Here is a 19100-nt window from a genome sequence, read left to right on the forward strand (position 1 = left end):
CCGCCCGGACGGGCTGCCGTACGCCAACTCTAGGACGAATGTGACCCCTTCGCTAGGGTTTCCCGCGCGAGGAGGTACTCAACGAGGCGCTGCGACGCGTCCGGGGGAGAGAACCCGGCAGCCTTGATTTTTGCCAGGTCCAGCACACTGTTCCGTGGTCTGGGGGCGCTGCCCGGTCCCGCGTAGGCAGCGGTGCTGACAGCGGTTACCTTGAGGGGATCCACTCCGCTCAGCCGATACACCTCCCTGGCCACCTGGGCCCACGAAACCGGCGCGCCGCTGTTGCTGATGTTGTAGGTCCCGTAGGGAGCCTGCGTATCCAGCAGATGCTTGATTCCGGCGGCCAGGTCGTCGGCGAAGGTCAGCCTGCCAAACTGGTCGTCCACGACGTTCGGCGACGCTCCGCGTTCAGCCAGGGCAGCCATGGTCCGGACAAAGTTCCGGCCATCGCCCACCACCCAGCTTGTCCGCACGAGGTAGTGCCGCGGCACGGTTGACGCCGCCAGGTCGCCTGCCGCCTTGCTTTGGCCGTACACCCCCAGGGGAGTCAGCGCCTCTTCCTCGCTGTGAACCTCCGCCGAGCCGTCAAAGACGTACTCGCTGGACAGATGGACAAGCGTCAGGGAATGCTCGACGGCGGTACGCGCCAGGGCAGCCACGGCACCGGCGTTGATCAGCCAGGCAGCGGTCCGGCCTTCAGTGGTTTCTGCGACGTCCACGGCTGTGAACGCTGCTGCGTTGATGACGGTGGAATAATGGGGCCAATCGACCGACTCGAACGACTCCACCGAGGTGATGTCGAACTGGGGATGCCCAGCGAAATCAACTGTCGCGTCGCCCGCAAAAGCCTTCCGGAGCGCCGAACCCAACTGGCCATCGGCCCCCACTACCAGAGTGCGCTTTTTCTGCATCGGACGGACGTCCGCCAGCCGCGGATGCTTCCTGTCCTGCGGAGACACTGTTGCCTGCTCCACGGGAATAGGCCAGGGCACGGCGACCTGCTCGTCCGCAAGGTTCAGGAAGGTGTACTCCTCCTGGGCTTCAGGGCTCCAATGATCGTTGACGAGATAGGAGTACACGGTGCGGTCCTCAAGCGTTTGGAAGGCGTTGCCCACGCCGCGCGGGACGAAGATCGCGTCACCCGGAGTCAGTTCGGCCGTGAACAACACACCGAAGGTCGGTCCTTCGCGCAGATCCACCCAGGCACCGAAGATCCGCCCTGCGGCCAAGGAGACAAATTTGTCCCACGGCTCAGCGTGTATACCGCGGGTGGTGCCGCGTTCGGCGTTGAAGGAGATGTTGTTCTGCACTGGACCGAAATCCGGGAGCCCGATATCCATCATCTTGCGACGATGCCAGTTCTCCTTGAACCATCCGCGGCTATCGGCGTGAACCGGAAGACGGAACAGGGTCAGTCCCGGAATGGACGTGGCCAGGGACTGCAGCCGGTGTGCCCCGTCCATCAGTGTCCTTGGCCTGCGTACTTGGACTCCGTCGCCGCCTTCTGGGGACGCCACCAGTCCTCGTTGTCCCTGTACCACTGCATGGTGTCCGACAACCCGGCGTCGAAATCCCGGTAACCCGGCATCCAGCCAAGTTCGCGGCGAAGCTTGCTGGAATCAATGGCGTAGCGCAAGTCATGGCCGGGGCGGTCATGGACGAGGTCGTAGGCGTCACGGGGTTTACCCGAAATCTCCAGCAACATCTCCACAACCTCACGGTTGGACCGTTCGCCGTCGGCACCAATCAGGTAGGTTTCACCGATCCGCCCGGCCTCGAGGATTCTCAGCACCGCCGAGGAATGGTCTGCCACGTGGATCCAGTCCCGCACGTTGCGCCCCTGGCCGTACAGCCTGGGACGTACGCCGTCCAGGATGTTGGTGATCTGGCGCGGAATGAACTTTTCCACGTGCTGGTACGGGCCGTAGTTGTTGGAGCAATTACTGATGGTCGCCCGAAGTCCGAACGACCGGACCCACGCCCGGACCAACAGGTCCGAACCCGCCTTCGTGGCGGAGTACGGACTGGTGGGGCGGTAGGCGGAGCTTTCCGTGAACCTGTCCGGATCCTCCAGGGCCAGGTCCCCGTACACCTCGTCCGTGGAGATGTGATGGAACCGGGTGCCGTGCTTCCTCGCCGCTTCGATGAGGGTGAAAGTACCCCCCAGGTTGGTGTCAAGGAACGGCCGTGGATCCTCCAACGAGTTGTCGTTGTGCGACTCTGCAGCAAAATGGACCACCGCATCGACCGTGGGGGTCAGGGAGTCCACCAAGGCGGCATCACAGATATCGCCTTTAACAAATTCAAGGCGGCCGGACGGCAGCCCCGAAAGCGAATCAATAGTGCCGGCGTAGGTCAGTTTGTCCAGGACAGTGACATGGAGGCGGGTGTGCTCCATGATGAAGTGAACAAAATTGCATCCGATGAATCCGGCCCCGCCGGTGACAAGGATTCTCTGCATGGCCATAGCGTAACCGCAGGATACTGCAGTGCGCAGCGGGAGAGGACAGTAGATGCGCGGAATTATTCTTGCCGGTGGCACAGGTTCCCGGCTTCATCCAATTACGCTCGCCATCAGCAAGCAGTTGGTTCCCGTCTTCGACAAACCCATGATCTACTACCCGCTGTGCACTCTGATGCTTGCCGGCATCCGCGACATCCTCATCATCACCACACCTGCCGACGGCCCGCAATTCGAGAACCTCCTGGGCGACGGTTCCCAGTTCGGGATCAACCTGACATACGCCCGTCAGCCGACGCCGGATGGCCTGGCCCAGGCGTTCATCCTGGGGGAGGAACATATCGGGGCCGGCAAAGTAGCCCTGATCCTTGGAGACAACATCTTTAACGGCCCCGGAATGGGCAACCAGTTCCGCCACTACGCCGACGTCGATGGCGGCGCCATCTTCGGGTATTGGGTCAAGGACCCGAGCGCTTATGGCGTGGTGGAATTCGACGACGAAGGGCTGGCGGTATCCATCGAAGAGAAGCCGGCTAAACCCAAGAGCAATTACGCAGTTCCGGGCCTCTACTTTTACGACAACGACGTAGTTGCCATGGCAAAAGACCTAAGACCCTCGCCCCGCGGCGAATTGGAAATCACGGACATCAACCGCAAATACATGGAACTCGGAAAGCTGCATGTGCAGAAATTCCCCCGGGGAACCGCCTGGTTGGATACCGGAACCTTCAGCGACTTGAATGACGCGTCGAACTACGTGCGCACCACCGAGAACCGCCAGGGCCTGAAAATCGGAGCCCCGGAGGAAGTGGCCTGGCGGATGGGTTACCTGAACGACGACGGACTGCGTCAACAGGCCGCGAAGTTGGCCAAAAGCGGTTACGGAAGCTACCTGCTGGATATTCTGGATCGCCATTAGGCAATCCGCGGCAGCCCTGGCTACGACGCCGAAACGTCCTCAAGGGCGCGCGATATCTCTGCGGGCAGGTCAGTCAGCGCGGCGTCCAGGAGCTCTTTGAGCTGGACGGCGTTCCTGGCGCCCACGACGGCCGTGGCAACGCCGGGCCGGGACAGCAGCCAGCTCAGGGAAACATCCAGGGAAGATCTGCCCAAGCCGCGTGCGGCCATGGCCACAGCTTCAACCACCCTGGAAGCCCGCGGCTCCAGGTACGGCTCAACATACGCCGCGAGGCGGCTTTGGGCGGCACGGGAGTCTGCGGGAATTTGTCCGCGGTATTTGCCACTCAGGACACCCCGGCCCAGCGGCGCCCACGCCATGATCCCCAGCCCGGCGTCCTCCACCGCGGGAATGAGCTCGTCCTCCGCCTTGCGCTGGACCAAGGAATATTCGGACTGGTTGGCCACCAAGGTGAAACCGGCGATGGCCGCGGCCTTCGCTGTCTGCCAACCGTTGTAGTTGGAGATGCCCACGTAACGCGCACGCCCGGTCCGCTGCGCCAGTTCCAAAGCGGAAAGGGTCTCCTCCAAGGGCACGTTGTGGTCCCACTCATGGGCGAACCAGATGTCGACGTAGTCGGTTCCGAGCCTGGCAAGGCTGGCGTCAAGTGCCGAGAGCATTGCGCCACGTGAAGCATCGACACTTCGTCTGGACTCCGTGGACGACACGCCTGCCTTCGTGGACAAAACCACCTCGGACCGTGCCACGACATCTCCAAGCATGGAGCCGATCATGGCCTCAGCCCGCCCCTGGCCGTAAGACGCAGCGGTGTCTATGACGGTGCCCCCTGCAGCTACGAACGCGTGAAGGACCTCGGCAGCGTCCTGCTCATCAGTTTCCTGGGCCCAGGACATGGTTCCGAGGGACAAGGAGGACACGCGAAACCCGCTGTTTCCGACATAACGCTGCTGCATAGCTGCTAGCTTACGGGCAGTTCCCAGTCTTCATGACGTAGGGTCTATTCACGTGAACTGGATAGAAGCAGCCTTGCTGGGCCTCGTGCAGGGCCTCACCGAATTTCTCCCGATCTCCTCAAGCGCGCACTTGAGGATCGTCGGATCATTCCTCCCCGGGGCCGCCGACCCGGGCGCCGCTTTCACTGCGATCACGCAGCTGGGAACCGAAACCGCCGTCATTGTGTACTTCTGGCGCGACATCGTCCGGATCGTCCGTGCTTGGTTCGGCTCCTTGAGGGGCAAAGTCGAGCGCAACGATCCCGATGCCCGCATGGGCTGGTTGGTGATCCTGGGCAGCCTGCCGATCATCATCCTGGGCCTGCTGTTCCAGGACCAGATCGAATCGGTACTTCGCAGCATGTGGATCGTAGCCACCATGTTGATCGTCTTCGGCATGATCCTGGCCGTCGCCGACGCCACCGGGCGGCAGGAGCGGGACCTCACCCAGCTGAGCTACAAGCACGGCATCCTCTATGGCTTCGCTCAGGCAATGGCCCTGATTCCGGGAGTTTCGCGGTCCGGCGGCACCATCACTGCCGGCCTGCTCATGGGCTACACGCGTGAAGCCGCAGCCCGGTATTCCTTCCTGCTGGCCATTCCGGCCGTGTTCGGCAGCGGGCTTTACCAGCTCTACAAGACGGTTTCCCACGAGGGCCTCACCGGACCGTACGGCCTTCCGGAGACAGCCCTGGCCACGGTCATCGCCTTCGTGGTGGGCTACGTCATCATTGGGTGGTTCTTGAAATTCGTCTCGACCAGGAGCTACCGCCTCTTCGTTTGGTACCGCATCCTCCTCGGACTGGCCTTGTATGTCCTGCTCGGTTTCGGTGTCATCAGTGCCTAGCACTAAGGTTGAGTCGTGAAATCGTGGACTTCCCGCCCTGTTCCTGAGCTGCCCGGCAGCATGCCGCAACTACGCCTGTTCGACACTGCCCTGGGCCGTGTCGTGGAGGTTGAGCGGCAACCGGAGCAATCGATGTACGTCTGCGGCATCACGCCCTACGACGCCACCCACATGGGGCACGCCTCAAGCTATGTTGCCTTCGATCTGCTGAACCGCGCCTGGCGCGATGCAGGGATCCGGGTGTCCTACGTGCAAAACGTCACGGACATCGACGACCCCCTGCTTGAGCGGGCCAATGCCACGGGCGTTGACTGGCAAGACCTGGCCCAGAGCCAGATCGAACTGTTCCACACCGACATGGACGCGCTGAACGTCCTTGCACCTGATCACTACATCGGCGCGGTTGAAGCCATCCCGGACATCGTGCCGGCCATCGAGAAACTCATAGCTGACGGCGTGGCCTACAGGGTTCCCGGCACCGACGGTGAACCCGACGGTGATGTCTATTACGACGTCGAAATGGCCGGGAAACGCTCGGATGCCACGGATGCGTGGACTTTGGGCGATGTGTCGGGGCTCGGCGAAAAGGACATGCTCGCCCTCTTCGCGGAGCGCGGCGGCGACCCGGCACGGCCCGGCAAACGCCACGCGCTCGACCCCCTGCTCTGGCGTGTGGCCCGCGAAGGTGAACCCAGTTGGCCCGGAGCAAGCCTAGGCTCCGGCCGCCCCGGTTGGCACATCGAATGTACGGTGATCGCCCAGAAATACCTTCCGGCACCCTTCACGGTCCAAGGCGGCGGCTCGGACCTGGTCTTCCCGCATCATGAGATGGGAGCCGGCCATGCTTATTCGCTGTCTGGAGTTCCCCTGGCACGGCACTACTCCCACGCGGGCATGGTGGGCCTGGACGGCGAGAAGATGAGCAAGTCCAAGGGAAACCTGGTCCTTGTGTCCAAACTTCGCGCAGCAGGCGAGGAACCCGCAGCCATTCGCCTGGCCATCCTCGCCAACCACTACCGCTCGGACTGGTCATGGACTAATGAAGGCTTCGCCGCGGCCAAGGAGCGCCTGGCGAAGTGGCGGGCCGCCCTGAACCATGCTCCGGCAGGTTCCTCGGCCCCCTTGCTTGCGGCCATGCGCGCTGGACTGGCCGATGACCTCAACGCTCCCGCAGCCCTTGCCGCCGTCGATCAGTGGGCCCAAGAGGCACTGCGCTCCGCCGCCGAAGGCTCGGCCACGGAGAGGGCCGTCATCTCGGATGCCGTCAACGCCTTGCTCGGCGTGGAGCTGTAACCGGACCTGCTGATGTTCAAACGCCAACGGCCCTGACATTCCTGTCAGGGCCGTTGGCGTTTACCGATAGTGGGAACGGTCAGGGACGGTCTTTGCCACGGCGCTTGAGGTAGCGCTCAAACTCGCGGGCAATGGATTCGCCGGAAGCTTCCGGGAGGTCGGCCGTGTCCTTGGCTTCCTCGAGTTGCCGCACGTACGCCGCGATCTCGGGGTCCTCGGTGGCGAGCTCGTCAACGCCGCGTTCCCACGCCTCGGACTCTTCGGCAAGTGCCTGGCTGTCCAGCGGGACCTGGAGCAGGTCTTCCACTTTGTGCAGGATCGCGAGCTGGGCCTTGGGGGAGGGGGGCTGGGCAACGTAGTGCGGCACCGCGGCCCACAGTGAAACCGTCGGCAGCCCTGCAAGCATCGCAAATTCGGCCAGGACGCCTACGATCCCCACCGGCCCCTCGTACTGGGACGCCTCCAGGTTGAGGCGCTCACGCAGCGAACTGTCCTCAGTGCTGGTGCTCACGGGAATGGGGCGGCTGTGCGGCACATCGGCCAGCAGGGCACCCACCAAAATGACGGAGTCCACCTTGAGTGCCTCGGCGTGGACCAGCAATTCCGTAGTGTATGCACGCCAACGGTAGGAAGGCTCGGTGCCCAACACGAACACCACGTCCACATTGCTGTCCGGAACTGCCGCCTTGTAGATCCTGGTGGATGGCCACTTGACCTTCCGGGCACCTGACGACGTGCGGCGCACAGTGGGCCTGGTGAACTGGAAGTCGTAATACTCCTCCGCGTCCACAGTGGCAACCTTCTTGCCGTCCCAGAGCTTGTTCAAGTAGTGCAGGGCGTCGCTGGCTGCCTCTCCGGCGTCGTTCCAGCCTTCGAACGCGGCGAGCATCACGGTGACACGTTGGCCTTCCACGGGTTCCTTGAGGAAACGCTCGGGCTCCGCGGTGATGTCCTGTCCTTCGGGGGTCCCGTCCACACTGTTCATCCACTCACCCTACGTCCAAGACCCTCCGGGATGCATGGCATTTCACGCCGGTGCGTGTCCCCTCTTCGCCCACAGCGCAATGCGCGCACAGGCGCCCGCCCGGTTCCACGTAGACTTGAAGCCATGCATTCCTTACCCAGCCAGCCCCTCCTCAAAGCCGTGCTCTGGGATATGGACGGCACCCTGGTGGACACTGAGCCCTACTGGATCGCGGCTGAACGCGCCCTGGTGGAGTCCCATGGCGGCACGTGGTCGCACCAGCAGGCGATGCAGTTGGTGGGCCAGTCCCTGCTGCACTCGGCAGCCATCCTGCAGGACGCGGGGGTCAAGCTTGAGGCCCGCCAGATCGTCGACACCCTTAGTGCCCAGGTGATCGCGCAGGTGCGCCGGAACGTTCCATGGCGGCCAGGCGCGCGGGAGCTCCTCGATGAACTCCACCAGGCCGGCGTCCGGTGCGCGCTGGTCACCATGTCCGAAGGCCCCCTGGCCGGAGTGGTAGTGGAGAGCCTGCCCAAACCGTACTTCGAGTTCATGGTCACCGGAGACACCGTCACCAACGGAAAGCCGCACCCCGAGGCCTACCTGACTGCGGTTGAAAGGCTCCGCCTGGATGATCCTGCCCTGACCATCCACCACTGCGTTGCGCTGGAGGATTCCGTTCCCGGTGCCACGGCCGCCATTGCTTCAGGCGTCGTGACGGTGGGCATACCCCACCAGGTGCCGCTGCCCGAAGACCCACGCATGGTCATGTGGGACACGCTCACAGGCCGGACCGTCGAAGACGTGAGGCAACTCGTCGTCGATCGCTTCCCGGCTGGAAACGTTCTTGAAAGGGCCAACTAGGTGAGCAGTCCCACCACACCGCACCACGCCTCCGCCAAGAAGGAGGGTATCCCGCTGGGGAAGATCGCCGGCATTCCGGTCTACCTTGCGTACTCGTGGTTTGTTATTGCAGGGTTCACCGTCATTGTCTACGGGCCGGCCCTGCTGGTGCAGATGCCGCGCCTGGGCCTGGGCGCCTACTTCGTAGCATTGGGCTACGCCTTGCTGCTGGCCATCTCCGTGCTGCTCCACGAACTGGCACATGCCCTCAGCGCCAAGGCCTTCAAATGGCCCACCCAGAAGATTGTCCTGAATCTCTGGGGCGGACACACGCAGTTTGAGAACTTCACGGCCTCACCTGGCCGCTCAGTCGTGGTGGCCCTGGCCGGGCCTGCTTCGAACTTCGTCCTGGCAGCCGCCATGTGGGGTGTCCTCTCCGCCGATGTGCTGAGCGGCGTATCCGAAATCCTGGCCAACATCCTCATGTGGGCCAATCTCTTGATCGGCCTGTTCAACGTGCTTCCGGGTTTGCCGCTCGACGGTGGTCGTTTGGTGGAATCCGCAGTGTGGAAAGCCACCGGAAGCCAGGACAAGGGAACAATTGCTGCCGGCTGGTCCGGCCGCATCATCGTCGCGGCCTTGGTCATCTGGTTCATTGCGTTGCCACTCCTGACCGGTGCTCCGCTGGATATCAGCCTGATGTTGATCACCGTCCTTGTCTGCGGATTCCTCTGGATGGGTGCCTCCAGCTCCATCCACCACGCGAAGCTCCGCAGCCGCCTGTACCTGGTCAGCGCGGCGGGACTCGCGGATCGCGCCGTCGGGGTGCCGAACTCGGCTTCCGTGGCCGATGTCCTGGCCATCGCTCCTAACGGAATCCCCGCCGTCGTCATCTGTGGACCGGACGGTAAGCCGCAAGGCGTCGTGGACCCGGGTGCCGTCGCTTCGGTGCCGCTTGAGGCCGCTACGACGACGCCGGTTACCGCAGTGGCGCACGCACTGGGGGCCGGGGCCTATGTCCCCGAATGGTCCAAAGGACAGGAACTCATCCAGTACTTGGCGCGCTTGGAAGGGGGCGAATACGCTGTGGTGGACCACAACGGAATCGTCACCGGACTGCTGCGCCAGCAGGCTGTCGTGACAGCCATTACAGGTAAGGAAGCCCGCCGGAGCGGTCGCCCCTGACCCAGCGACCGGTAGAGTTACATGCCGGCCGTCTTAGCAAACAACTCCGCGGCCTTTTTGGCGCCCACCAGCCAGCAACACGTCGCGGCCCAGCCGTACAACAGCGAGGAAACACCACATGAGCAGCGAAAACGCCGCCCCCGAGGCCAGCGCAGGCCCTGACGCGGCAGCTACCGGAACCGCCGTGCAGCCGACGGGCGCAGCCCGCCGCCGTGGCCCTTTCCGCGTGGGCGAACGGGTGCAACTCACGGACGAACGTGGCCGCATGAACACTGTGACGCTGGAAGTCGGCGGGGCATTCCACACGCACCGGGGCTTCCTGAACCACGATGAGATCATCGGCAAGGTGGATGGCTCCGTGGTCAGCAACAACGTCGGCCAGCAGTACCAGACGCTGAGGCCGCTGCTGTCCGACTTCGTTTTGTCCATGCCTCGCGGTGCCGCCGTTGTTTATCCGAAGGACGCCGGCCAGATTGTCACCATGGCTGACATTTTCCCGGGCGCACGTGTCGTGGAAGCCGGCGTGGGTTCCGGTGCCCTGTCCATTTCCCTGCTGCGGGCTGTCGGCGACGGCGGTTACCTGCACTCCTTCGAGCGCCGCGAAGAATTCGCCGACATCGCCCGCGGGAACGTCGAGACAATCTTCGGTGGTCCGCACCCGGCCTGGCAGATCTCGTTGGGTGACTTCCAGGAAGAGGTCGTCAAGGCAGAGGCCCCCGGATCAGTCGACCGCGTAGTGCTTGACATGCTGGCTCCGTGGGAGTGCTTGGACGCGGTGGCTACCGTGCTGGCGCCTGGCGGCGTCTGGATCAACTATGTAGCGACAGTCACCCAGCTGTCCCGCACTGCCGAAGCCATCCGCGCTGACGGGCGTTTCACCGAGCCGGATGCCTGGGAGTCGATGGTACGGGGCTGGCACCTTGAGGGCCTGGCTGTCCGGCCGGATCACCGCATGGTGGCGCACACCGGCTTCCTGCTGGTCACCCGCCGCCTCGCCGAAGGCGTCACCGGAATCTCGGTAAAGCGCCGTCCTTCCAAGACCGAATTCAGCGAAGAGGACCTCAACGCCTGGACGCCCGGCGCAGTAGGGGAGCGGGCAGTTTCGGACAAGAAACTCCGGCGCGCCGCACGTGATGCCATCGCCGGAACCAACGTCCAGGATGACCCCACGGTCACAAACTGACAAAGGTCACAATAGGGTCCGCATTCCGAATGTCACCCAGCACCCTGAGCTTTTCGGGACTAAGGTCTTGTTAAGCGCAGGAAGGGGCTGATGATTCGTGGACACGTCAAACAACGACCTTGGACGGCAGACGCCGGAAGAAGGACACGCCGCACCGGAAGAGGCAGCAAGCCGGGGGCTGGCCCCCGCGCAACCGTCGGAGGCCTCGAGTGAACTGACTGTTGCCGAGCGGCAGATCAACATCCTCCGGGACAAGCTCCGCCACATCGACCGCCAGCTGGCCGCCGCTACGCAGAACAACGGCAAGCTCGTCAGCATGCTGGAAGCAGCGAAGTCCGAGATCCTGCGCTTGAAGGGTGCTTTGGAGCAGGAGGGGCAGCCGCCCTACAGCTTTGGGACCGTGGTGCAGGTCAACCCCCGGAAGCAACCCTCGGCCGGGAGCTCCGGCCAGGCCGCAACCGAAGAGTCGGTGGATATCTTCAACGCCGGCCGCAAGATGCGCGTGGGTGTCAGTCCCTTGGTCAACATCAACCAGCTTGCCGTCGGACAGGAAGTCCTGCTCAACGAGGCACTCCTGGTGGTTGCCGGGCTCGGTTACGAGCGCGCCGGCGAACTGGTCACGCTGAAGGAGATGCTCGGCAAGGACCGGGCGCTGGTGGTGGGCCGGGCGGACGAGGAACGCGTTGTGCGGCTTTCTGGAGCCCTGCAGAACATCCACCTGAAGGTGGGCGATGCGTTGTCACTGGATTCACGCACGGGCTACGCCCTGGAAAAGGTCCCGCGCGCCGAGGTGGAAAACCTTGTCCTCGAAGAAGTACCTGACATCACTTACCAGGACATCGGCGGCCTCGGCCCGCAGATTGAACAGATCCGCGACGCCGTCGAACTGCCGTTCCTGCACCCGGACCTTTACCGTGAGCACGGACTCAAGGCTCCGAAGGGCATCCTGCTGTACGGTCCTCCGGGCTGCGGCAAGACGCTGATCGCCAAAGCCGTGGCCAATTCGCTGGCGGCCCGCGCCGCCGAGCGCGCCGGCAACACGGAGGTCAAGAGCTACTTCCTCAATATCAAGGGCCCGGAGCTGCTCGACAAATACGTGGGTGAAACGGAACGACACATCCGCCTGATCTTTTCGCGTGCCCGTGAGAAGGCTTCCGATGGCAGCCCGGTGGTGGTCTTCTTCGATGAAATGGATTCGCTGTTCCGTACCCGCGGCACCGGCGTGTCGTCCGACGTCGAAACGACCATCGTTCCGCAGTTGCTCAGCGAGATCGACGGCGTGGAACGGCTCGATAACGTGATCGTCATCGGTGCTTCAAACCGTGAGGACATGATCGATCCCGCGATCCTTCGCCCGGGGCGGCTCGATGTCAAGGTCAAGATCCAGCGGCCCGATGCCGAGGCTGCAGCGGACATTTTCGGGAAGTACATCACCACGGACTTGCCCTTCCACGCCCAGGACCTCGCTGAGTACGGAGGAGACGTGCAAGCCACGGTGGACGCCATGGTCCAGCGAACGGTGGAGGCCATGTATTCGACGGAGAAGTCCAACGAATACCTCGAAGTCACCTATGCCAACGGCGATACGGAGATGCTGTACTTCAAGGACTTCAACTCCGGCGCAGTGGTCCAGAACGTGGTGGACCGCGCCAAGAAGTACGCCATCAAGGACCTCCTGACGAACCACCAAAAAGGCCTGCGCATCGAGCACCTGCTGCGGGCCGTGGTGGACGAGTTCCGTGAGCACGAGGACATGCCGAACACCACCAACCCGGACGACTGGGCCAGGATATCGGGCAAGAAGGGCGAACGGATCACCTACATCCGCACGATCGTGCAGGGTAAGGCCGGGCAGGAGCCGGGCAAGTCGATCGAGACTACCGCCAACACGGGCCAGTACCTGTGACAGCAAGAGTCGAAGGAACACCGTCCGCGCAGTTACCCGAAGGCGGCGCAATGCGCGTCATGGGCTCGGAAACCGAATACGGGATCCACGCCCCGTCGGCCCCGGGCGCGAACGCGACCATGATGTCTGCCAGGATCATCCAGGCTTATGCCACGGTGACCCGCCAACGCGCTGCCGGCGGTGCGGAGACCCGCTGGGATTACACCGACGAGGAACCCTTGCATGACGCACGCGGGTGGACCCTGGACCGGGCGGCAGCGGACCCCAGCCAGTTGACGGATCAGCCGCCGGTGCTCGACGCCGAGGCCGTGGCCTTGGCTTACGGCCGCCAGGAGTTGGAGCTGGACGGCGCGGACGAGTCCGGCTCCCTGCTGATGAACATGGTCCTGGGAAATGGTGCGCGCCTCTACGTGGACCACGCCCATCCCGAATACTCGAGCCCGGAAGTCACCAACCCCCGTGACGCCGTTGCGTGGGACGCCGCCGGGGACCTCGTCGCCCTGGCCACGGTCCGGAAGGTCGCGGCTGATACCAGCCTTCCTCCCATCAACCTGTACAAAAACAACACCGACAACAAATCCGTCTCCTACGGATCCCATGAGAACTACCTCATGCCCCGTTCGGTGCCCTTCGGTGACATCATCCGGGGACTGACCCCGTTCTTTGTTTCCCGCCAGGCAATATGCGGCGCGGGACGGGTCGGCCTTGGCCAGGACAGTTCGACGCCCGGGTACCAGATCAGCCAACGTGCCGACTTCTTCGAGGCGGAGGTGGGGCTGGAAACCACTATCCGCCGGCCCATCATCAACACCCGGGACGAGCCCCACGCCACCGCGGACAAGTACCGGCGACTCCATGTGATCATTGGGGACGCGAACCTCAGCCAGGCGTCCAACTACCTCAAATTCGGTACTACGGCCATGGTTCTGAGCCTCATCGAGGCCGGGCAGGCTCCAAGGATCGAAGTCCATGAGCCAGTCCAAGCCCTTCAGTCCGTCAGCCATGACACCACGCTTACGGCCACCGTGCGACTCGTCGACGGACGGAGGGTGACCGCCCTCGACCTCCAATGGATGTACTACGAAGCAGCGTCGAAACTGGCACAGGAAACAGGGGTGTCGGATTCGGTCTCGGGCGACGGACACACCCACGGCGTGTTGTCCCAGTGGGAGTCCACGCTCACCACGCTCGGGACTGACCTCGACGCCGCGGCTTCCTCCGTGGAATGGGTGGCCAAGAAATCACTGCTGGAGGGGTACCGCAACCGGGACGGACTCGCTTGGGACGACGCCCGGCTGGGACTGGTGGACCTGCAGTGGGCTGATATTCGACCGGAGAAAGGCCTCTATTACCGGCTGCTGTCCAGGGACCGCATGACGCGCATCGTCGACGACGGCGACATCGCCCGGGCGGTGAGCGAACCGCCGTCGGACACCAGGGCCTACTTCCGTGGCCGCTGCGTCACCAAGTACGGCAAGGACGTCGTCGGTGCCAGTTGGGACTCGGTGATTTTCGACGTTCCCGGGCTCGGGAAGCTCCAACGGGTGCCCACCCGGGAGCCTTTGAGGGGGACCCGTTCCCTGACCGGTGCGCTGTTCGACCGCCATCAGGAGGCCGGCCCATTCCTTGCCGAATTGATGGGGCAAGGCCAGCCACCGGCAAAGGCCTGATCCGGTTCGCCACAGGCGGCTTGGCAGCTGGCCAAAGCCGTCCGCAACGGCCCGCAGCGTGGCAATATTGCAGTAGGAAGTCTCCGCCCCCGGAGACGGACAGTAGGGAGAAGAAAATGGCAGCTCAGGAGCAGCAACAACCGCAGTCGCGGGAAACCGAGACTGAAGTGGACGTCCCGGAGGCTCCGCCGGCAGCACCCGAAGCGAAAGCCTCGGAGGCGACGCAGGGCGTGGATGACCTCCTGGACGAAATTGACGGCGTGTTGGAATCCAACGCCGAGGAATTCGTCAGGGCGTTCGTTCAAAAGGGTGGCCAGTAACCGGAGCCCCCACAGGTTGTACGGCCCGGCCGCGTGAGGCCGCCGGGCATCGGAACGCAGAGTCGAAGGAGTGCAGCAATGCAGGACCCATCAACCGGCCCCCTGGCCAACCAGGCAACGTCTTCCTTTACGGAGCATCTCCAACGATCCCGTCCCGAGCTCCTGCCGTTCAATCAGTTGTTACCCGCAGGCACCGTGCCGTCGTCCCCACATGCCACCACAATCGTCGCGCTGACATATGCCGGCGGGGTGCTGATGGCCGGTGACCGCAGGGCCACCATGGGCAACGTCATTGCCAGCAGGCACATCGAGAAGGTGTTCCCGGCCGACCAGTACTCTGTCCTTGGTATCGCCGGGACGGCAGGCCTGGCCATCGATATCACGCGCCTGTTCCAGGTTGAACTGGAACACTACGAGAAGATCGAGGGAACACTGCTCAGCCTCGTGGGCAAGGCCAACCGCCTCGGGGCCATGATCCGCGGAAACCTGCCCATGGCCATGCAGGGGATGGCCGTCATCCCACTCTTCGCCGGATTCGACCATTCATCCGGAGTCGGCCGCCTGTTCTCCTACGACGTCACCGGGGGCCGCTATGAAGAGCAGGAACATCACTCCGTGGGTTCCGGATCCGTGTTCGCCCGCGGCGCCCTGAAGAAGCTCTGGAAGCCGAACCTCCCGGAGGAGGCCGCCGTCGCCGTGGCTGTCGAGGCCCTCTACGACGCCGCCGACGACGACTCCGCCACGGGTGGACCGGACCCTGTCCGGCAACTCTGGCCGGTGGTGTACACAGTTAATCGCGCTGGTCACCGACGGGTTCCCGAAAGGGACCTGGCGGCCATCGCCGGGGCCATTGTTGAGTCGCGGGCCATCGCCGGACGGGAGGCCTGAGATGACGCAGCAGTTCTATGTATCGCCCGAGCAACTGATGAAGGACCGTGCGGACTTCGCACGGAAAGGCATCGCACGTGGCCGTTCCGTTGTGGTCATCAGTTGCGCGGATGGCATCGCCTTGATAGCCGAAAACCCGTCACCCTCCCTGCACAAGATCGGCGAGATCTATGACAAGATCGCCTTCGCCGCAGTGGGAAAGTACAACGAATTCGAAAGCCTTCGACAGGCCGGCGTCAGGTACGCTGACGTCCGCGGCTATTCGTACGATCGCGAAGACGTGACTGCCCGCGGACTGGCGAGCGTCTACGCCCAGAGCCTGGGTGCCGTGTTCACCGCCGAACAGAAGCCATTCGAGGTGGAACTGGCAGTGGCCGAGGTTGGCGCCACCCGGGAGCAGGACCACCTCTACCGGCTTACTTTTGATGGATCGATCGCTGATGAAAACGGCTTTGTCGTCATGGGCGGTTTGGCTGACCAGATCTCCGACGTCGTCCGTGAGGCTTGGGAGCCGGAAATCAGCCTGGCCGGGGCCATGCGTTTGGCATTGCGCGCCTTGGCGACAGACAAGGAAGCGGATGAACTGCCCGCCACCGCCGTCGAGGCAGCAGTGCTGTACCGCGCCTCCGAAAGCCACCGCGGCTCGCGCAGGGCTTTCCGGCGGTTGCTGCCCGAGGATATGACCCGGTTGCTCACAGAGGAGACCTGAGATGGACAAGCGAATATTTGGCATTGAAACGGAGTTTGGAATCTCCTATTCCAGCCCGGATTCGCGCCCGCTGGCACCGGAGGAAGTCGCACGATACCTCTTCCGCAAGGTGGTCAGCTGGGGCAGGTCGTCGAACGTGTTCCTGACCAACGGCTCCCGCCTGTACTTGGACGTTGGTTCGCACCCTGAATATGCCACGGCTGAATGCGACGACCTCGCCCAGCTCATCGCCCATGACCGGGCCGGCGAACTTATCCTGGACGACCTCGTGGACGAAGCCCAGTCGAGGCTTGCTGCGGAGGGCTTCAACGGCACGGTTTATCTCTTCAAGAACAACACCGACTCCGCAGGCAACTCCTACGGCAGCCACGAAAACTACCTCATCCCGAGGCGCGGGGAGTTTTCCCGCCTCGCTGAGATCCTCATTCCCTTCCTGGTGACCCGGCAATTGATCGCCGGTGCGGGCAAGGTCCTGAAGACCCCGCACGGCGCCACGTTCGCGTTCTCCCAGCGCGCCGATCACATCTGGGAAGGCGTGTCGTCGGCCACCACCCGTTCGCGTCCCATCATCAACACCCGTGATGAGCCGCACGCCGATGCCGAGTTCTACCGCCGCCTTCACGTGATCGTGGGCGACTCCAACATGTCCGAGACCACCGCGCTGCTCAAAGTCGGAACCGTCGACCTCATCCTGCGCATGATCGAGGCCGGCGTCATTATGCGTGACATGCGGATGGAGAACCCCATCCGCAGCATCAGGGAAATTTCCCATGACCTGACCGGGCGCGCACTGGTACGGCTTGCCAATGGCCGGCAACTGACGGCGCTGGACATCCAGCGGGAGTACCTGGCAAAGGTCACCGACTTCGTGGCCAGCAACGGGGCGCACAACGCCCATGTACCGCTCATCCTTGATCTGTGGAAGCGGACTCTGGATGCCATCGAAAGCGGCGATACCAGCACCATCGACACCGAAGTTGACTGGGCCATCAAGAAGAAGCTCATGGACGGCTACATGCGCCGGCATAACCTCGGCCTGGACTCGCCCCGCATCGCCCAGCTCGACCTCACCTATCACGATATCTCCCGGCAGCGCGGCATCTTCTTCCTGCTGCAGGCCCGTGGAGCAGCCCGCCGCCTCGTGACCGAGACGGACGTGAAGGACGCTGTGGACGCGCCGCCCCAGACCACCCGCGCCAAGTTGCGTGGGGACTTCGTCCGGAGGGCCCAGGAGCTTGGCCGTGATTACACCGTGGACTGGGTGCACTTGAAGCTCAATGACCGCGCGCACCAGACGATCCTGTGCAAGGACCCGTTCCGCAGTGTCGACGAGCGGGTGGACGCCCTCCTGGACTCTATGAGCTGACTCCCAGCTTCACGGGCTATCCTGAGTAGTGGTCTCCTCTAGAGGGGCCACCTGCTTGGATGCGCAATGCGTCATTCCAAGTCTCCCTTGCCCCGACGAAAGTGTCTTTTTTGTGCGCCGACTCCTAGCAATTCTCCTTCCTGCCCTGCTGCTGATGACCGCGTGCGGAGGAGGAACAACTCCAGCCAGCGAGCCCACCAGCCAGTCGACGGGAGACCTCTCCAAGCTCGACTCCCTCAAAGTGACGGACAACGGCGAAAAGAAGACGCCGGGCGTTGAGTTCGCCAAGCCGCTCACGGTCGCCGAGCCCACCGTGAAATTGGTCAGTGCCGGCACGGGTGATGCTGTCAAGGCCGGACAGACGGTACAACTCGCCTATGTCGTGATGGATGGCAATGACGGCTCTTCGCTGGAGGACACCTACGCCAGCGACCCCGAAAAGCTGGACATCAACGATCAGTTGAAGTCTTCCAACGCCGCCATGTACAACGCCATCGTCGGCGCCAAGGTGGGAAGCTACATTGCCATCGCCGCTCCGGGCAACGCGACGGCTTCACCTGCAACTTCTGCCAAGCTGATCGTTTTCAAGGTGGTCGGAGCCCAGGACGCGGCACCTGTTCTGGACAAGCCTGAGGGCGAGACCGTGACGCCGCCGGCAGGGCTTCCCACCGTGAAGGAAGACGACAAGGGCATTCCGCAGATTTCCGTGGACGGGGTTGCCGCTCCGAAGGAACTCATCTCCCAGGACCTGATCAAGGGCAGCGGTGCTGAAGTCAAAGCCACTGACACACTCACGGTGAACTACGTAGGCGTCACCCTCGTCGGCGGAACCAAGTTCGATTCCAGCTACGACCGCGGACAGTCCACCAGCTTCCCCCTCAGCGGAGTCATCAAGGGCTGGACCCAGGGCCTTACCGGCAAGACCGTAGGCTCCCGCGTCCTGCTGGTCATTCCGCAGGACCTGGCCTACGGCGCTGCCGGCCAGGGCGAAGCCAAGGGCGACCTCGTCTTCGTCGTAGACATCCTCGGCGTCAAGTAATCACCGACGCACGTCGACATCCCTGCCGCGTGCTGGCTTAGGCTGGTATCCGACAACCATTCGTACATCCTGCAAAAGGAGCAACCATGTCATTTGGTCAGCGTGACTTCGACCGCACCAAGCCTGAAATCGACTTCCCGGAAGGTGACGTCCCCACGGACCTCGTCATCACGGACCTCATTGAGGGCACGGGCGCGGAGGCAAAAGCCGGAGACACCGTCTCCACCCACTACGTTGGTGTCGCCTGGTCCACGGGCGAAGAGTTTGACGCTTCCTGGGGCCGCGGCGCTCCGCTCGACTTCCGTGTCGGCGTCGGCCAGGTTATCCAGGGCTGGGACCAGGGCCTCCTGGGCATGAAGGTTGGCGGTCGCCGTCGACTGGAGATCCCGTCGGAGCTGGCTTACGGCTCCCGTGGTGCCGGCGGAGCGATCAAGCCCAACGAAGCACTGATCTTCGTGGTTGACCTCGTCGCTGTCCGCTAGGACCCGCGTTCTGCGCAAGGCGCGTTGCCCTCC

At 63.4% G+C, this 19100-nt stretch carries 18 protein-coding genes; 14 read left to right on the plus strand and 4 right to left on the minus strand.

Going from position 1 to position 19100, the window contains the following annotated elements; genetic code table 11:
• Positions 1 to 29: 29 nt before the first annotated feature.
• Both ACNQOP_RS01515 and rfbB read right to left on the minus strand, forming a co-directional pair.
• Entirely contained in the window at positions 30 to 1463 is a 1434-nt protein-coding gene (locus ACNQOP_RS01515; protein WP_416403105.1) for a sugar nucleotide-binding protein, read from the minus strand.
• Positions 1463 to 2461: a dTDP-glucose 4,6-dehydratase gene (gene rfbB / locus ACNQOP_RS01520; RefSeq protein ID WP_416403106.1), complete on the minus strand. Its 999-nt coding sequence runs from the start codon at positions 2459 to 2461 to the stop codon at positions 1463 to 1465. The genes ACNQOP_RS01515 and rfbB overlap by 1 nt, the downstream gene beginning before the upstream one ends.
• A gap of 52 nt (positions 2462 to 2513) precedes the next feature.
• Here rfbB and rfbA point away from each other — a divergent pair, with 52 nt between their 5' ends.
• A complete protein-coding gene (gene rfbA / locus ACNQOP_RS01525) occupies positions 2514 to 3380 on the plus strand; it encodes a glucose-1-phosphate thymidylyltransferase RfbA (RefSeq protein WP_284985696.1) in 867 nt (288 codons plus the stop codon).
• A gap of 20 nt (positions 3381 to 3400) precedes the next feature.
• Here the strand turns inward: rfbA and ACNQOP_RS01530 are convergent, their stop codons facing one another.
• Entirely contained in the window at positions 3401 to 4333 is a 933-nt protein-coding gene (locus tag ACNQOP_RS01530; protein ID WP_416403107.1) for an aldo/keto reductase, read from the minus strand.
• Between the two features lie 52 nt (positions 4334 to 4385).
• On the opposite strand from ACNQOP_RS01530, the gene ACNQOP_RS01535 reads away from it, so the two are divergent.
• Complete coding sequence (locus tag ACNQOP_RS01535) at positions 4386 to 5219, plus strand: undecaprenyl-diphosphate phosphatase (RefSeq protein ID WP_235522015.1); 834 nt, start codon at positions 4386 to 4388, stop codon at positions 5217 to 5219.
• Between the two features lie 15 nt (positions 5220 to 5234).
• On the plus strand, positions 5235 to 6512 hold the full coding sequence (gene mshC, locus ACNQOP_RS01540) for a cysteine--1-D-myo-inosityl 2-amino-2-deoxy-alpha-D-glucopyranoside ligase (RefSeq protein ID WP_284985698.1): 1278 nt from the start codon (positions 5235 to 5237) through the stop codon (positions 6510 to 6512).
• A gap of 79 nt (positions 6513 to 6591) precedes the next feature.
• Here mshC and ACNQOP_RS01545 read toward each other — a convergent pair whose 3' ends face one another.
• Entirely contained in the window at positions 6592 to 7497 is a 906-nt protein-coding gene (locus ACNQOP_RS01545) for a PAC2 family protein (protein ID WP_416403108.1), read from the minus strand.
• A gap of 30 nt (positions 7498 to 7527) precedes the next feature.
• Between ACNQOP_RS01545 and ACNQOP_RS01550 the strand changes: the two genes are divergently transcribed.
• From ACNQOP_RS01550 to ACNQOP_RS01600, 11 genes are all read left to right on the plus strand, one after another.
• On the plus strand, positions 7528 to 8340 hold the full coding sequence (locus ACNQOP_RS01550) for an HAD family hydrolase (RefSeq protein ID WP_416403109.1): 813 nt from the start codon (positions 7528 to 7530) through the stop codon (positions 8338 to 8340).
• Complete coding sequence (locus tag ACNQOP_RS01555; protein ID WP_416403110.1) at positions 8341 to 9504, plus strand: site-2 protease family protein; 1164 nt, start codon at positions 8341 to 8343, stop codon at positions 9502 to 9504. It abuts the gene before it with no gap.
• 118 nt (positions 9505 to 9622) lie between these two features.
• Positions 9623 to 10687 (plus strand): tRNA (adenine-N1)-methyltransferase, encoded by a 1065-nt coding sequence (locus ACNQOP_RS01560; RefSeq protein ID WP_257368075.1) that lies wholly within the window; start codon positions 9623 to 9625, stop codon positions 10685 to 10687.
• Positions 10688 to 10784: 97 nt separating this feature from the next.
• The gene (gene arc / locus ACNQOP_RS01565) at positions 10785 to 12593 is read left to right on the plus strand and encodes a proteasome ATPase (RefSeq protein ID WP_235522021.1); all 1809 of its coding nucleotides are present in this window, start codon (positions 10785 to 10787) and stop codon (positions 12591 to 12593) included.
• A gap of 50 nt (positions 12594 to 12643) precedes the next feature.
• Positions 12644 to 14263 carry a depupylase/deamidase Dop gene (gene dop / locus ACNQOP_RS01570; protein ID WP_416403111.1) on the plus strand — a complete coding sequence of 540 codons (1620 nt, stop codon included), beginning with the start codon at positions 12644 to 12646 and terminating at the stop codon, positions 14261 to 14263.
• Positions 14264 to 14379: 116 nt separating this feature from the next.
• The gene (locus tag ACNQOP_RS01575) at positions 14380 to 14583 is read left to right on the plus strand and encodes a ubiquitin-like protein Pup (RefSeq protein ID WP_211712386.1); all 204 of its coding nucleotides are present in this window, start codon (positions 14380 to 14382) and stop codon (positions 14581 to 14583) included.
• Positions 14584 to 14661: 78 nt separating this feature from the next.
• The gene (gene prcB / locus ACNQOP_RS01580) at positions 14662 to 15471 is read left to right on the plus strand and encodes a proteasome subunit beta (RefSeq protein ID WP_349470059.1); all 810 of its coding nucleotides are present in this window, start codon (positions 14662 to 14664) and stop codon (positions 15469 to 15471) included.
• 1 nt (position 15472) lies between these two features.
• Positions 15473 to 16180 carry a proteasome subunit alpha gene (gene prcA / locus ACNQOP_RS01585; protein WP_416403112.1) on the plus strand — a complete coding sequence of 236 codons (708 nt, stop codon included), beginning with the start codon at positions 15473 to 15475 and terminating at the stop codon, positions 16178 to 16180.
• A 1-nt stretch (position 16181) separates the two neighbouring features.
• Complete coding sequence (pafA, locus tag ACNQOP_RS01590; RefSeq protein WP_284985705.1) at positions 16182 to 17546, plus strand: Pup--protein ligase; 1365 nt, start codon at positions 16182 to 16184, stop codon at positions 17544 to 17546.
• 112 nt (positions 17547 to 17658) lie between these two features.
• Positions 17659 to 18585: an FKBP-type peptidyl-prolyl cis-trans isomerase gene (locus ACNQOP_RS01595; RefSeq protein WP_284985706.1), complete on the plus strand. Its 927-nt coding sequence runs from the start codon at positions 17659 to 17661 to the stop codon at positions 18583 to 18585.
• Positions 18586 to 18671: 86 nt separating this feature from the next.
• A complete protein-coding gene (locus ACNQOP_RS01600) occupies positions 18672 to 19067 on the plus strand; it encodes an FKBP-type peptidyl-prolyl cis-trans isomerase (RefSeq protein WP_026540707.1) in 396 nt (131 codons plus the stop codon).
• The last annotated feature ends 33 nt before the right edge of the window (positions 19068 to 19100 follow it).

Source organism: Arthrobacter sp. LFS091 (genome assembly GCF_047977885.1).
Lineage (GTDB): Bacteria > Actinomycetota > Actinomycetes > Actinomycetales > Micrococcaceae > Arthrobacter.

Bases quoted from the DNA above. Each gene is read 5' to 3' on its own strand.
- ACNQOP_RS01550 (WP_416403109.1), top strand. From the start codon at position 7,528: ATGCATGGCATTTCACGCCGGTGCGTGTCCCCTCTTCGCCCACAGCGC.
- ACNQOP_RS01515 (WP_416403105.1), bottom strand. From the start codon at position 1,463: ATGGACGGGGCACACCGGCTGCAGTCCCTGGCCACGTCCATTCCGGGA.
- ACNQOP_RS01575 (WP_211712386.1), top strand. From the start codon at position 14,380: ATGGCAGCTCAGGAGCAGCAACAACCGCAGTCGCGGGAAACCGAGACT.
- ACNQOP_RS01560 (WP_257368075.1), top strand. From the start codon at position 9,623: ATGAGCAGCGAAAACGCCGCCCCCGAGGCCAGCGCAGGCCCTGACGCG.
- ACNQOP_RS01545 (WP_416403108.1), bottom strand. From the start codon at position 7,497: ATGAACAGTGTGGACGGGACCCCCGAAGGACAGGACATCACCGCGGAG.
- ACNQOP_RS01600 (WP_026540707.1), top strand. From the start codon at position 18,672: ATGTCATTTGGTCAGCGTGACTTCGACCGCACCAAGCCTGAAATCGAC.
- dop (WP_416403111.1), top strand. From the start codon at position 12,644: ATGCGCGTCATGGGCTCGGAAACCGAATACGGGATCCACGCCCCGTCG.
- prcB (WP_349470059.1), top strand. From the start codon at position 14,662: ATGCAGGACCCATCAACCGGCCCCCTGGCCAACCAGGCAACGTCTTCC.
- pafA (WP_284985705.1), top strand. From the start codon at position 16,182: ATGGACAAGCGAATATTTGGCATTGAAACGGAGTTTGGAATCTCCTAT.
- rfbB (WP_416403106.1), bottom strand. From the start codon at position 2,461: ATGCAGAGAATCCTTGTCACCGGCGGGGCCGGATTCATCGGATGCAAT.
- ACNQOP_RS01530 (WP_416403107.1), bottom strand. From the start codon at position 4,333: ATGCAGCAGCGTTATGTCGGAAACAGCGGGTTTCGCGTGTCCTCCTTG.
- prcA (WP_416403112.1), top strand. From the start codon at position 15,473: ATGACGCAGCAGTTCTATGTATCGCCCGAGCAACTGATGAAGGACCGT.
- rfbA (WP_284985696.1), top strand. From the start codon at position 2,514: ATGCGCGGAATTATTCTTGCCGGTGGCACAGGTTCCCGGCTTCATCCA.